This is a genomic window from Fibrella rubiginis (genome assembly GCF_017353185.1).
GTDB lineage: Bacteria > Bacteroidota > Bacteroidia > Cytophagales > Spirosomataceae > Fibrella > Fibrella rubiginis.
On record NZ_JAFMYV010000009.1, the window covers coordinates 212,023 to 224,889 of the forward strand.

At 53.2% G+C, this 12,867-nt stretch carries 11 protein-coding genes; 5 read left to right on the forward strand and 6 right to left on the reverse strand.

Annotated elements, in window-relative coordinates; genetic code table 11:
- Positions 1 to 286 precede the first annotated feature (286 nt).
- The gene (locus tag J2I47_RS17875) at positions 287 to 925 is read left to right on the forward strand and encodes a hypothetical protein (RefSeq protein ID WP_207365958.1); all 639 of its coding nucleotides are present in this window, start codon (positions 287 to 289) and stop codon (positions 923 to 925) included.
- Between the two features lie 131 nt (positions 926 to 1,056).
- Here the strand turns inward: J2I47_RS17875 and J2I47_RS17880 are convergent, their stop codons facing one another.
- The 4 genes from J2I47_RS17880 to J2I47_RS17895 form a co-directional block, all read right to left on the reverse strand.
- A complete protein-coding gene (locus J2I47_RS17880; RefSeq protein WP_207365959.1) occupies positions 1,057 to 1,497 on the reverse strand; it encodes a hypothetical protein in 441 nt (146 codons plus the stop codon).
- A gap of 476 nt (positions 1,498 to 1,973) precedes the next feature.
- A complete protein-coding gene (locus J2I47_RS17885; RefSeq protein WP_207365960.1) occupies positions 1,974 to 3,056 on the reverse strand; it encodes a hypothetical protein in 1,083 nt (360 codons plus the stop codon).
- A gap of 108 nt (positions 3,057 to 3,164) precedes the next feature.
- Positions 3,165 to 4,619 carry an MBOAT family O-acyltransferase gene (locus J2I47_RS17890; protein ID WP_207365961.1) on the reverse strand — a complete coding sequence of 485 codons (1,455 nt, stop codon included), beginning with the start codon at positions 4,617 to 4,619 and terminating at the stop codon, positions 3,165 to 3,167.
- A 122-nt stretch (positions 4,620 to 4,741) separates the two neighbouring features.
- The gene (locus J2I47_RS17895; RefSeq protein ID WP_207365962.1) at positions 4,742 to 5,365 is read right to left on the reverse strand and encodes a CGNR zinc finger domain-containing protein; all 624 of its coding nucleotides are present in this window, start codon (positions 5,363 to 5,365) and stop codon (positions 4,742 to 4,744) included.
- Between the two features lie 103 nt (positions 5,366 to 5,468).
- On the opposite strand from J2I47_RS17895, the gene J2I47_RS17900 reads away from it, so the two are divergent.
- Positions 5,469 to 6,395 (forward strand): EamA family transporter, encoded by a 927-nt coding sequence (locus tag J2I47_RS17900; protein WP_207365963.1) that lies wholly within the window; start codon positions 5,469 to 5,471, stop codon positions 6,393 to 6,395.
- 198 nt (positions 6,396 to 6,593) lie between these two features.
- A complete protein-coding gene (locus J2I47_RS17905; protein WP_310587687.1) occupies positions 6,594 to 8,456 on the forward strand; it encodes a beta-N-acetylhexosaminidase in 1,863 nt (620 codons plus the stop codon).
- Between the two features lie 163 nt (positions 8,457 to 8,619).
- On the opposite strand, the gene J2I47_RS17910 is transcribed toward J2I47_RS17905, so the two are convergent.
- Together J2I47_RS17910 and J2I47_RS17915 are read right to left on the reverse strand one after the other, a co-directional pair.
- Positions 8,620 to 9,483, reverse strand: coding sequence for a pirin family protein (locus J2I47_RS17910; protein ID WP_207365965.1), 864 nt, complete (start codon positions 9,481 to 9,483; stop codon positions 8,620 to 8,622).
- Positions 9,484 to 9,538: 55 nt separating this feature from the next.
- The gene (locus J2I47_RS17915) at positions 9,539 to 11,062 is read right to left on the reverse strand and encodes a M20/M25/M40 family metallo-hydrolase (RefSeq protein WP_207365966.1); all 1,524 of its coding nucleotides are present in this window, start codon (positions 11,060 to 11,062) and stop codon (positions 9,539 to 9,541) included.
- An 82-nt stretch (positions 11,063 to 11,144) separates the two neighbouring features.
- Between J2I47_RS17915 and J2I47_RS17920 the strand changes: the two genes are divergently transcribed.
- Both J2I47_RS17920 and J2I47_RS17925 read left to right on the forward strand, forming a co-directional pair.
- A complete protein-coding gene (locus J2I47_RS17920) occupies positions 11,145 to 12,005 on the forward strand; it encodes a tetratricopeptide repeat protein (RefSeq protein WP_207365967.1) in 861 nt (286 codons plus the stop codon).
- A gap of 88 nt (positions 12,006 to 12,093) precedes the next feature.
- Positions 12,094 to 12,867, forward strand: a complete 774-nt coding sequence (locus tag J2I47_RS17925) for a hypothetical protein (RefSeq protein WP_207365968.1) — start codon at positions 12,094 to 12,096, stop codon at positions 12,865 to 12,867.

Below are 12,867 nucleotides of genomic sequence, written 5' to 3' on the forward strand. Positions count from 1 at the left end.
GGTTTTTCCAAAATGCCTGAAAGCTATGGGGTTTGAGTCGGACCCGCGTGCAGGCACACAGCCCCAGGTAGTAACACAGCGTCACAGCTACCAGTGAAGCAGTCAGGGAAGCTTTTCCTCATGAAAATCTTCCAGTAAGTGCTTAGCCAGGTATATGGGCTTTGGCACTTGACGAATTAGTGATTGAGGTTGATGCTGTTGCTGGAGCTTTTCCGTTTGTTTATCATAACTCAGATTATAAAGCAGGTAGATTCGTCAAGAGATGCATCCTAGAAGGCTTGTTATCATGTACTTTCTGCTAACAGGGTTGATTGGCTTAACTAGCTGTAAGCCTTGTCGTAGCCCAGAACATAAGCGGCTAGGGCCAGAATCGCTTACCTACTTTGGTTCTCAAAAAAACGGAAGTTGGTGGGTTTTTGAGCGCAAGTCAGACCGGGCAAGAGATTCTGTTTATCTGACTAACTATTCAAGGCAGACAGAACGACCTATTGATATAAATGTGTGCTATGACTTAGAAGCTGTTCGCTACCAACTGGTTGGAAAAGGAGTTCTATGCCAACGAAGTATAGTTACTATCGATGCTCGTGGTAGCATAGATCAAGTCAACTTTGTAGACAATGGTATCAATAATCCTTTGTTTTATTTTAGCCTATACACTGCCAATAATCAGGGTTTTGAACGTGGGCCTTATGCCGACTTTGAACGCTTAACAAGCTACACAGTGAATGGAGTATCTTATCCAAACGTAACCAAAGTATATGCTAAGGCACCTCAATATAACAGGTCAGGAGCAATGACTTATGTAGTTTGGCGGACGCTTTATATAACTCCAGAAGTGGGCTTGATTCGAGCTGAGTATATACCCACTTCACAAGGAGGCGTTAGAGAGACATACGATTTGATAAAGTACAGTATAGTACATTGAGACCATCGGCTTTATCAAAACAGTTCTTCGACAACACATTACTAGGTGGTATTAATTAGTATCAAGTCGCTTTAGCTGTAGACATTACTTTATACCTTAGCTTTACATAATTCCACTTATACAACAGCGCTTTACCAGTAAATTCTTCTATACTTAGAGTAGGTGAGACCCCATTGTCCGTTGCCATCTCGCTGGACGTAGATGTGCTTGTAGCCTTTTTTGAGCGTAAATCGAGTGCAACCTTGTTCTACCGTTCTAATTGTAATTTCTGTTTTGGGTTTTACCTTAATGCTCGCTCGATCCGCCAAATCGCCTAACGAGTCGGTTTTCATGTATTTCTTAAATATGAGTTTATTAGCCACCCATATTGAGATGGTATCTTTAAACATTGCTTCAAACGTAAAAACCTTTTCCCCAGCAGGATCATACTTTTCAATGAGCTTGCGATTATCAGGAGGCCTAGTAGAGATTTTTTCATTGGGATAAGCACATTCCTCTATTTTATTAGCCTGTCCGAAAAGAGAGGATGTAGCAAATAAAAATAGTATTTTGGCAAGCAGGAGCTTATTCATAGACTTATAACGATTCTATGTTTAGTTTCTTTACATAACATCAGTTCTGCGAAGCTTCTTAAAATAGTATAACAAAAATTACCGGTTTATAAGTTGGGGAGTATAGCACTATTCTTTTGCCTTAATATGAAGCGAAAAATTCTGATTGGTCTGTTGATTGTTATCTCTGTTATAGTGGCTCTATCTGTTGCGGAGTACTTTAGTTTGGGTAGTTCAAGCCCTCGAACAGTAAAAATTCGAAGGGATAGATAGATGATAAATACAAAATACCAAAGATAACCCATAGCGTTGTTTCTGGTATTTTTTTAAGGTTTGCTGTTGATGCGATGTTATGTAAAGCAGCCAAAAGTTCTGCTCTGATAACGATAATCTGCAGGCTAAACCATGCGGTCCGACGGGTTGGCTTCGCGCTCAGCAGGTGCCGAATGCGAAGCCGACCCGTCGGACCGCATGGTTCAGTATACAGTGTTCATTCTTCAATATTGAATCCTAGGAATGGAATCACCCCGGCTGACCTGACCGATGAGTTTATTGACGCGGCTGAGCCAGTAACGTTTACCCTGCCTGTTCCAGTGACCGTCGCCGAGGTGGTACCATTCAGGGTGTTTCGTCACGGTGCCGTAGAAAGACAGAAGAGGCGTTTTCAGCGTCGTATCGGCCTCCAGACGCTCAATTAAGTGATTATAGGGCTGACCATAGGGCCGGTGTTCCGGTTCCAGCACCGTCACTTTGTTAGGAATGAAAGCCACGTACATCTCGTCGAACCCCATCTTTTTGTAGTAATCGCGCATGGTGTTCAGCACCCTGACGACGCGCTTGAGTTCTGTTTCGTCGACAGGATAAAACGAACTTGAACTCGACAGACCGTTGGCTTCAATCTTATAAAAAACGTGTTTATGGTCGTGCGACACTTCGGCGGCTGGTACCCGGCCTAGCACATTCAGCGTGAACTGGGCTTTAGCTTCTTTCAGCTTCAGAAACGGCTTGAAATTGAACAGGATAAACTCCAGTCGCGACGACATATCATGACCAAACTGAGCCAGTGCCCAACTAGGCAGCGGACTGGGCTTACCTGTTTTCTGGGGCGGAAGAGGGCCTTTGCCGGTGGTGTCCATGATGCCGTTTTCGATGTACATGCCCGGGTAAACGGCGGGTTGGAGCCGTTCGCGGATAACCCGTTCGATGAACTGGAAAAACAGAATATTCTTTTTGCTCCGGTCCAGATGAATAGGTTGGAGCCGTTCATTCTGCGACGCCCGGAAGTTGAAGCTACCCGCGTAATAACTCGTGTCGATGTCGGTGAAGCTGTCGCCGAAGTTGTAGAAATGCACGTTCGCGTAGTGCTGTTCGGGTTTATCCTCTGGCTTAAGCATCATGTGCTCGGCGATGTTTTCCTCCCGAAATGCGGGCAGGTTCGTCATGTTGTATAAATCGCCGTAGCTGAACTGATTGGGTATCAACCCTTTGCTGCTCAGTTTGCGCTGAAGTGGTGGCGTAAGACCCACAAACAGCACAAGACCGGAGAGGAGCAGAAAAAACCAGCGTAGGAGGGAGAGCATAGGAACATAGAGTTCAATGTTTAACGTCTAAGGTTCAAGGTTGCTTCGCGTACGAACCGGCGAGCGCGAAGCAACCTTGAACCTTAGACGTTAAACATTGAACTCATTTTAGAATTGGAAATAAATAAACTGGTTGGAGGTAAACACGCCGAGGAAGTAACAGGCCAGGGCCAGCAGGGGCATCAGCACCCAGAAGGCTCTGGTGCTGGCGCGCGGCACGTACGTTATCCAGGCGTTTTCGTACAGAAGCAGGCCAATGAGCGCCGCGCAGAGCCAGAGTTCAGGCGGGGCCAGCGGGGTTTGGGCGGGCACGGCGGGGTTGAGCGTGACCACTTTTTTCAGCACCGTAAACGCATCGTCGGTAGTGGGCGCGCGGAAGAAAATCCAGGTTAGCGTAACCAGCCCGAAAGTAAGCAACTGGTTGACCCGATGCCGTACCACGCCGCCCACACCCCGCAACTGCACCGCCGGTGAGCTGTCTTCCTGAATGGGCAATGGTCGCGCCGACGGTTTAATGATCTGACTGATAACGAGATACAAACCGTGCAGGAGACCCCAGATCACAAATTTCCAGTTGGCTCCGTGCCACAGGCCGCTTAGCCCAAACACAAACAGCACGTTGAGGGCAGTGCGCGTAGCCGTGCGGCGGTTGCCCCCCAGCGGAATGTAGATGTAGTCGCGGAACCAGCTTGAGAGTGAGATGTGCCACCGCCGCCAGAAGTCGCCGATAGACGCGGCAAGGTAGGGCGTGCGGAAGTTTTCGGTCATGCGGATACCCATCACCTGCCCCGCCCCAATGGCAATATCGGAGTAGCCCGAAAAGTCGCAGTAGATCTGGATCGAATAAAAAATACTCGCCAGCAGCATGGTCGTGCCCGACGATCTGTCGACGTCGAAATAAGCCTGATCCACTACCAGGGCAAGGCGGTCGGCGATAACCACTTTTTTCACGAAGCCCCCCGCCATGCGCAGCAAGCCCATGCGCACCGTGGGCCAGTCGAAGGCGTGGAAGGCGTTTAGCTGCGGCAGCATATGGCCGGGACGTTCGATGGGGCCGGCCACAAGCTGCGGGTAAAACAGCACGTAGAGCGAGTAGACCCCGAAATTGCGTTCGGCGGGTTGCTTACCCCGGTACACCTCAATGGTATAGCTCATGGACTGAAACGTATGAAACGACAGGCCAATGGGCAGCACCACGCCGGGTAGCCAGTCGCCCAGCATGGGTACCGAACTTTGCCAGCCAAGCGGAGCCAGCAGGCTGTTGACGCTTTGGTTGATGAAGTCGAAATACTTGAAAAAAGCCAGTAGGGCTACGTTCGCCACCAGGCTGAGAACAAGTAGAGCCTTTCGTCGGGAGCCTGTCGACCGCTCGATCCAGAGGGCGGCGAAGTAATCGATCAGGATGACCACGCCCAGAATGAGCAGGTACGACGGGATGAAGGCAGCGTAGAAATAACAACTGGCTACCAGCAGCAGCACCCAGCGACCCTGTTTCGAGAGGCTGTAGTAGCTGAGGGTGACAAACAGGAAAAAGACGAGGAAATGAAGCGAATTGAACAGCATGCGGGGTAGTCTTGGCACCCCAAAAGTACAGCATCTCCCCCGTACGATTGGTACCCCTGCCTAAATGGGGAAGTGGGGCGCGGGTATTTGAGTGCTGGTCAGGATAGGACAGATAGTCTACGTCAGCCCAAAGAGGCCAGTTTCTTACGCTGGTAGTAGCGGCGGGCTTTCTGGTTTGTGCCACATGTTTGCATATCGCACCATTTCCGACGATGGTTCTTGGTTTCGTCGAGGAAAAACCAGCCACAAGCACCGCATTGTTTAACCAGTTGTTGGTCTCTGGTTGTCAATAAGTCATAAGCCGACAGGCTAAAAGACCAGACAGCCTGCATAAGCTGTTTTTCTGATCGTTCCAGGGTCATTGCCAGCTCATTGCCCTGTACAGAAAAATTGCGTTCACAGAGCGCCTCGTGAACAGACCCGTTAAAGGATGTCAACAACTGAGCAGTGACCTGCTGCAACTGACCACTTGCCAGCGCGTCGAATACACCCAACATCGACTGCCTGACTTTACGGGCTTCCAGCAAGACACGCTCCGCCTGCGCTGAATTCTGGTTGGCTATAAGCTCCAGGGTGTCAAGGGTGGCCGTGTCGAGTAGTGATAACCGGCGGCTTAAAACCAGCAGGTCACTGTAGCTATGCAGGCGCTCTACTGGCAAGTGATCGCTGAGTGCCGTGTTAATGAAATCGAGACACGCTATTCCGCCCGTAAGATCCATTTCGGCAATTGTACTGACTTTCGCCATGCTCAAAAGATGATCAACTTATATAACCAGTAAAACAAGTTTAAACGGTTATAGTTTACGTATCGAAATTCATACCCTTAAAACGTGTTTCAGAGGTTATATAATGAATGCAACAACTGTTCCTCGCTTTTGGCTGGTGCTGGCTTTTTTCGCTGTCTATTTTGTATGGGGAACGACCTATCTGGCCAACCTGTATGCGCTCAAGGCCATTCCGCCGTTTGTGATATCGGCACTCCGCTATTTGGTTGCGGGCTTACTATTGGCGCTACTCGCCTACAGTAAAGGCCATGCATGGCCACAAAAGGAAGAGATTCGAGATTTGGCCATCAGTGGCATATTGATGTTGGTAGGTGGCTCTGGCCTGGTCGTTGTGGCTGAGCAATATATTACGTCTGGCTCTGCTGCTGTCATTGTAGCCACTGAGCCGCTTTGGTTTGTCCTGCTGGATCAGCCTCGGTGGAAGCTGTATTTTAGCAATGGAAAAATTATTGCGGGGCTGCTTATTGGCTTTGTGGGCGTCGTTCTGTTTGCCCAGATGGCGCCTGCCAATTCCCCTCACCAAGACCAGTCTACCAACCAATTCTTAGGCACAGTGATTGTTCTGGTGGGGGCTATCCTGTGGGTGAGTGGCACCCTGTTTGCGGCACGCAGGATAAAGCCTGGCCGTTATAACCTCTGGCATACCACAATTCAGTTGGGTGCTGCCGGGCTTTTCGCGACGTTTCTGGCGCTGGCCAACGGCGAGTGGAACCGCTTTGCATGGCTGGCAGTGCCGTTGCCAGCCTGGGGCGGACTTGCTTTTCTGATTCTCTTTGGCTCCCTCATCGCCTACCTCGCCTTTGCTTGGCTGGTCACCGTTCAGCCGCCCGCCATTGTCAGTACCCATACCTATATTAACCCGCTTATTGCTGTGCTGATAGGCTGGCTCGCCGCTGGTGAGGAAGTAACTGGCCTACAGGTTGTCGCCCTGACTGTTGTCCTGACAGGTGTGGTACTCACACAACTCAGTAAAATACAGGCTGGTGGATGAGATCTGGCACGATAGGTAAGGCGTTAGTCAGTTGCCCGGCTTAATGTAGCCAATGAGACAAGCGAGTATAGCGGTATGAACGGGGCGTGGCTTTTTTGACGGACCCATACAATCGCTGACGGCAATTCCGTATTTTGGGAACAGATACCTGATAAGCCCCCTCTTATGCGTTTACGTCTCTTCATCTGCCTCTTCCTTTTGGCCACTGTAACCCTTGCCCAGTCACCTATCCAACTTATTCCGCAGCCCGTCAGTGTGGTTCCCCAAGCCGTGGGCTTCACGCTCAACAAAGCCACGACCATCGTTTACAGCAGCCCCGAACTGGCCCCACTCGCCGCCAGACTGTCGGCGCAACTGACCCGCCCCACCGGCCTCACGCTTGCCCACCGGATGGCCAAAACACCCCCTGCCACCGGTGCCATCAGCCTGCAACTCAACGCCACGCCCGACGCCCAGCTTGGCCGCGAAGGCTACCGGCTCCGCAGTTCGGCCAAAGGCGTGACCATCACGGCCAACACCGAAGCCGGTATTTTCTACGGCACACAGTCGCTGGCGCAACTGGCCAACCCGGCTACCGGCAAAACCAATCAGGCTATCCCTGGTGTGCAAGTTGTTGATTACCCGCGTTTTGCGTGGCGGGGTGTTATGCTCGACGTGAGCCGCACGTTCTTTCCCAAAGCCGATGTACTGCGCTACATTGATGAGTTGGCGCAACTGAAAATCAACACCTTCCACTGGCACCTGGCTGATGACAACGGCTGGCGGATCGAGATTAAATTACTGCCCCGCCTCACCAGCGTGGGCGCCTGGCGCGTACCCCGCGATGGTCATTTTGGCGAACGGGCCAATCCTAAGCCCGGCGAACCCGCTACCTATGGTGGCTTCTATACCCAGGACGATATTCGCGAGGTGGTGCGTTATGCGCAGGCCCGCAACATCACCATTGTGCCCGAAATAGACGTGCCCGGCCATAGCATGGCGGCCCTGGCGGCATACCCCAACCTGTCGTGCAGCAAAGACACGTCGGTACGGGTGAACCCCGGTACCGAATTCTCCGAGTGGTATGCCGACGGTACGTTCAAGATGCTGATCGACAATACGCTGAACCCCTCCGACGAGAACGTATATGTATTTCTTGACAAGGTGTTTGGCGAGGTAGCAGGCCTGTTTCCGGGTCAGTACATCCACGCCGGTGGCGACGAGTGCTACAAAGGCTACTGGGAAAAAGACCCCGCCTGTCAGGCACTCATGAAAGCCAATAACTTTCAGCATATGGAAGACCTGCAGGGCTATTTCATGAAGCGGGTGGAAAAAATTATCCAGTCGAAGGGAAAGAAACTGATTGGCTGGGATGAGATTATCGAGAGCCACGACCCAAACGCCCAACTGTCGAAAGACGCCGCCGTGATGAGTTGGCATGGCGTGAAGCAGGGCATCGACGCGGCTAAAATGGGCTATAAGGTGGTGATGACCCCCGCCCCATTTACCTATATCGACTACATGCAGAGCGACCCCACGCTGGAACCCCGCATCTACGCCAGCCTGCGCCTGAAAACCTGTTATGAGTTTGAACCCGTACCCGACGGTGTCGATTCCACGCTGATTCTAGGTGGGCAGGGCAACCTCTGGAGCGAGCAGCTCAGCACTTTCGCCCATGCCGAATATATGTCGTTCCCACGCGTATGGGCACTTTCTGAAACATTCTGGACCCCGAAGAGCCGACGCAGCTGGGCCGGATTCATTCCCCGTCTGGAAACGCAGATGCGCCGTGCCGAGGCCGCCGGTATCAACTACGCCCGCGCCGCCTACGACCCCATCGTGAGCACCACCAACGCCGATAACAAGCTGACCCTGACGCTCGACTGCGAGATTCCCGGTTCGGAGATTTATTATTCCCTCGACGACACCATGCCGGGTCGCTACAGCCTTCGCTACACCCAGCCCATCATCGTCCCCGAAGGCAACGTCACCCTCCGCACCATCACCTACCGCAACGGCCAGCCATCGGGCCGTCAGATTACATTAAAGCGCGACGAGTTGGTGAAACGAGCAAAGAAGTAAGTAGGCAGTGGCGGTGGGATTACGGTAGCTTAGGCACAGTACAACCATTAAACCAGTTGCATAATAAAGACCAGACCCCGCTGGGGTCGAAGGGGACGGGCTGTGATGGGTTGAGGTATAGCGGAACGATGATAACGACAGTAATACACCACCGTATACTGCCTCAAAGACTACCCATTTTCCCCGCCTGAAAGTCGGCGAAGGCTTCCAGGAGTTCTTCGCGGGTGTTCATCACAAAGGGGCCATAGGCGGCAAGGGGTTCGTTGAGGGGTTCGCCTGCCAGCACCAGCAGTTTCGCCTCTGTAGTGGCCGAAATATGGACTGAATCGCCGCCAGTTAGCTCGAAAAGGGCAATCTGGCCTGTGGTTAGGGTGTCGGTCTGGTTCAGTTGCACGGTGCCTTTCAGGGCGTAGAGCATCAGGTTGAAGCCCGGCTGTATAGGTAGCTCAACGGTGGTGCCGCCCGTCAAGGTCAGGTCGGCCAACAGCAGGGGGCTAAACGTCTGGGCGGGACCAGTCAGCCCCATGGCTTCGCCTGCGATTACGCGGAGCGCTGCGCCGGGAGCGATGTTGGCCTTCGGAAACTGAGTCGACTGTAATTCCTGATACCGGGGCGGACGCATTTTGTCTTTGGCGGGCAGGTTCACCCATAGCTGCACAAAGTCGAGGATGCCACCCGTTTTCGAGAAAGCCAGTTCGTGTTTCTCTTCGTGCACGATGCCGCTCGCAGCGGTCATCCACTGCACGTCGCCCGCAAACAGTTTGCCCCGATTTCCCGCTGAGTCGCGGTGTTCCAGTGCGCCTTCATACACCACCGTGACCGTCTCGAAACCCCGGTGCGGGTGTTCATCAACGCCCTTCTGCCGGTTAGATGGTGCCACCGTCATGGGGCCGTGATGGTCGAGCAGCAAAAACGGACTGAAGGGCCGGGCCGATTGTGGGTGAAAAGCATTTTTACCAACAAAACCGTCGCCCACCTGTTGGGGCTGCGCAGTCTGGATTGTGCGGACGGAACGATATGAGGTCATAACACATGTATTTAATGTAGTAACATATATATGGCTTGAATCAGTTCGTGTCAGTTTAGTTTGTCAGAATAGCCAGCCAGGTGGTGATGCCGTCGAGGTAGTTGCCGAGGCGCAGGTTCTCGTTGGGGGCATGCTGGTTGTTATCGAGGTTGACCATCGGCACGTGAATGGCCGGGATGTTGAGCGTACGTAGAAACGGCACAATTGGCACCGACCCGCCCATCATCCGGATTTTGACGGGGTCCTGCCCAAACGCCCGGCGCATAGCTCCCGTTAGCCACTGATCTTCCGGCCCACCCAACTCCGTCCGGAACGGCAGCATCGACACCTCCGAATCCACCCGAATCAGGCGCGGATGGGCGGCTCGTTCAGCCTCGGTGGGGTCGTGGTCGAGGATGGTATAGCCCTTCTTTTCGATATGCTGACGCACCAGCGCAATCAGTCGGTTTGGGTCCGATTCGGGTACCAGGCGCAGGTCAAGCTCGGCCACGGCCCGGTCGGGTATAACGGTGCCGGCCTGCTTGCCCACAGCGGCACTTTGCAGCCCCCGAATATTCAGCGAGGGGTATTGCAGGGCTTCCTGATAGTTGCTGCCCACGTGGTCGGGCTGGGCCATGCCAGTGATACGGGCAATCTGGGCGGGGTCGTCGGGCACGGTTGCCAGCACTTTTGCCACGGCGGGGCTAATGGTGATGCCGTCGTAATAACCAGGAATAGTTACCCGGCCATCGTCGTCTTTCATGCCGGCCAGTAGTTGCGCCAGTCGCAGGGCCGGGTTGGGCGTGTAGTTGCCGTAGTGGCCGCTGTGCTGTGGCCCGCGCGGACCAAAGGTCGTCAGTGTCATGTTGGCAATGCCCCGGCATCCGTAGGCCAGCGTAGGTCGGTTCGAGAGGTGCCGGCCACCGTCCATCACCATCAGGAAATCAGCCTTCAGCTTGTCCTGATGCGTTTTTACGGCTTCGGCCAGGCTGGGTGAGCCAATTTCTTCTTCGCTGTCCAGGATGATCTTTAGGTTATAGCGCTGGGCCATTTTTTCCTGCTTCATGGCATTCAGTGCCGTCAGCAGCATCATAATCTGCCCCTTGTCATCGGAAGAAGACCGACCAAAAATGCGCCATTCGGGATCGTAGCCGGTTTGCAAGATTTGCCAGTCGAGGGTTTTCCAGGTGCCATCCGGCTCTTTTTGTTTCAACACCGGGCTGTAGGGGTTGGGTTGCTGCCACTGAGCAGGGTCAACGGGCTGACCGTCCATGTGCATATAGAATAGCAGCGTTTTCAGGGGTGTGGTGGGCGGCACGTCGGCCTGTTTTTCGGCCAGCAGCAAGGCCTGGGTGCGGGTGGGTAGTTGCGTGACCCGGAAGCCGGCCTGCTCAAAAGCTCTGGTGAGCCAGGTTAGGTTAGGAGCCAGGTGACCCCCAATATGGGCGTTGTTGGGCAGGCTCAGCATAGCCTGAAAATCGGCGTAGCTGGCGCGAACGTGCCGTTGCGTGATGGCCTGTAGCTGTTGGCTATTCGGCTGCTGAGCCAGCAATGATTTGGCCAGGGTGAGGCAGAAAAGAAACGGGTAAATCAGACGCATAGCTAAGCGGGAGTTGAACGGGTAAATTAGGCACGAAACGGGTATGGTCGGGGTTAATTTGGATGTAGATATTGCCCGAATCATGATCGAGTTACTGACCATCACCACGTTTATAGGCTACCTTGTTTACCTCCGTTACTATGCCGACGGGCGGAGCGATGCCCAAAAACAGGCCGATGAACTGCGCGAGGGCATTACACTCTACGAAAACGACCAGTTTGCGTCGGCGCTGGCTTACTTCAACAATGCCCTCGCTGCGCGGCCCAAACTGGCGGTAGCCTACCTCTATCGGGCCCGCATCTACCGCGCCCTGACCGACAACAAAGCGGCGCTGGCAGAGCTGGACAAAGGCAAAAGCTACGACGACACCATTGCCGATCTGCACCTCGAAACAGGGCAGATTCAGTTTGAAAAACGCAATTATCAGCAGGCCTTTCTCGATTTCGACAAGGCCATTTTTTACGGAGCCACCGCCGAATCATATTATTGGCGTGGCCGAACCCGGCAGCACCTCGACCAGCCCGAGGAAGCCGCCCGCGACCTGGCTAAGGCAGAGGCCACCGTTGATGCCGCCCGCGACCTGTTGGGGCAGCCGCTCCCCACTGCTACCCGGTTTATAGATCGGGCTTTACTCATTCACGCGGGCTTCACTACGATGAATGCTCTGATATTGCTGTTGCTGATCAAACGGAGCCCAGTTATTCACTGGCCTTACTTGCTGGCGGCGTTTTCGGCGGGAGCCATCGGTTTTGCCGAGCCACGAAAAGGGTGGCTTCTGGCTATCTGGCAGGTGATTGTGTTGGCAACGGGCTATTGGCTGGTGGTAGGTCCGGCTCAGTCGAGCGTGGCGCGTGAGCTGGAAGCGTTTTGCCTGTACGGCTCCATTGGGCTCACGTTTGTGGGCAGTTTTCTGGGCAGCATCCTGAAGCGGGCTCAAGGGTAAATAGCCATAAGCTAAGAAATGGTACAATGGTTGCAGGGGTAACGTATGACTATACGTTTGCCTCTTCCTGTGTGCCAAACCAGTATTTATGCGCTCCAATATGCCTGCTTTACCTGACTTTTTCTCACGACTGAATCCTGCTAAACCCCCCGAATCGCAACTGACTCAGACGCTTGTTGGTGCCATTAACAACACGATTCCGGTAACGCTCACCATCATCACTATGGGCAGGCTGGCGCATGGTACACTGACTTACACCCGTTCGGGCATTGCCATTCAGGTTGTTGGTACCCTTACAGGTAGCGAACTGCTGCTTCACGAGTTCGACAAAAAAGGTACAGTTACGGGTATTCATGTCGGCGAGTGGTCCAAGTCAGGGTATGTTGGTAGCTGGCGCAGCCCTAGCTTACCTGGTCGGTCATTACCGTTCGACCTAACGGTGATGTCGCAACACGATGGGCTGCGGGACAAATTAGCTGACCTGACAGGCCTGTATCAATATAGCTATGGCAACCGGCACCGGTTTGCCCAACTGCATGTTGAACAGATCAACGAAAAGACACTGGCAATTGCTGCGCTGGCCGTTACCGATGAACCAGTTCAGAATCAGATGGTTGTGTCGAAGACAATAATTAAGCTGGTGGGTAGTCAGGCCACCCTCTCCATAAACAGGGTAGCCATTGTGGCCTTAACGTTTGCCTTTTTCAACGGTGGTACCAGCGTTAGTTTTTCCGGACCTACATCGGTCAGCACCTCAAACCGTCCACCTATTTTGTCGGCAGACATGCTGTTGGGGCATTACATCCGTACCAGCACCCGGCCTCCGCGGTTTTCGGAAGACGAACTAAGCCGCATGTTGTAA

Bases quoted from the DNA above. Each gene is read 5' to 3' on its own strand.
- J2I47_RS17875 (WP_207365958.1), top strand. From the start codon at position 287: ATGTACTTTCTGCTAACAGGGTTGATTGGCTTAACTAGCTGTAAGCCT.
- J2I47_RS17880 (WP_207365959.1), bottom strand. From the start codon at position 1,497: ATGAATAAGCTCCTGCTTGCCAAAATACTATTTTTATTTGCTACATCC.
- J2I47_RS17885 (WP_207365960.1), bottom strand. From the start codon at position 3,056: ATGCTCTCCCTCCTACGCTGGTTTTTTCTGCTCCTCTCCGGTCTTGTG.
- J2I47_RS17890 (WP_207365961.1), bottom strand. From the start codon at position 4,619: ATGCTGTTCAATTCGCTTCATTTCCTCGTCTTTTTCCTGTTTGTCACC.
- J2I47_RS17895 (WP_207365962.1), bottom strand. From the start codon at position 5,365: ATGGCGAAAGTCAGTACAATTGCCGAAATGGATCTTACGGGCGGAATA.
- J2I47_RS17900 (WP_207365963.1), top strand. From the start codon at position 5,469: ATGAATGCAACAACTGTTCCTCGCTTTTGGCTGGTGCTGGCTTTTTTC.
- J2I47_RS17910 (WP_207365965.1), bottom strand. From the start codon at position 9,483: ATGACCTCATATCGTTCCGTCCGCACAATCCAGACTGCGCAGCCCCAA.
- J2I47_RS17915 (WP_207365966.1), bottom strand. From the start codon at position 11,062: ATGCGTCTGATTTACCCGTTTCTTTTCTGCCTCACCCTGGCCAAATCA.
- J2I47_RS17920 (WP_207365967.1), top strand. From the start codon at position 11,145: ATGATCGAGTTACTGACCATCACCACGTTTATAGGCTACCTTGTTTAC.
- J2I47_RS17925 (WP_207365968.1), top strand. From the start codon at position 12,094: ATGCGCTCCAATATGCCTGCTTTACCTGACTTTTTCTCACGACTGAAT.